Origin of the sequence: Colwellia sp. MB02u-14 (genome assembly GCF_014076915.1) — a bacterium.
Lineage (GTDB): Bacteria > Pseudomonadota > Gammaproteobacteria > Enterobacterales > Alteromonadaceae > Colwellia_A.
This window is the reverse complement of record NZ_JACGUX010000046.1, coordinates 1-245: the sequence shown is the minus strand read 5'-3', so window position 1 is coordinate 245 and position 245 is coordinate 1. Positions and strand designations below refer to the sequence as shown.

Below are 245 nucleotides of genomic sequence, written 5' to 3'. Positions count from 1 at the left end.
AACTGGGTTAAATCATGGGCGACACTTTCTTGCTCCTTACGGATCTTATTGAGCTCGGTGATATCTTGTCCAACCCCCACAACCCCCACAATACGACCTGCCGCATCCCGGCGTGAAGTGGAGTTTAACAGCACATCCACCCGGTCGCCCGTTTTGGTAAACAACGGAAATTCATAGTTAGCCGACTCTTCACCTTGCAGGGCTTTATCCAATATCCCTTTAACCGAGGCTTTGTAATCATCGGT

1 protein-coding gene is annotated in these 245 nt (G+C 49.4%); it reads right to left on the bottom strand.

Features of this window, described 5'->3' with window-relative positions:
- Positions 1–245: PAS domain S-box protein (locus H4J52_RS03110; protein WP_182224217.1), on the bottom strand; the 245-nt coding region annotated here is incomplete at both ends.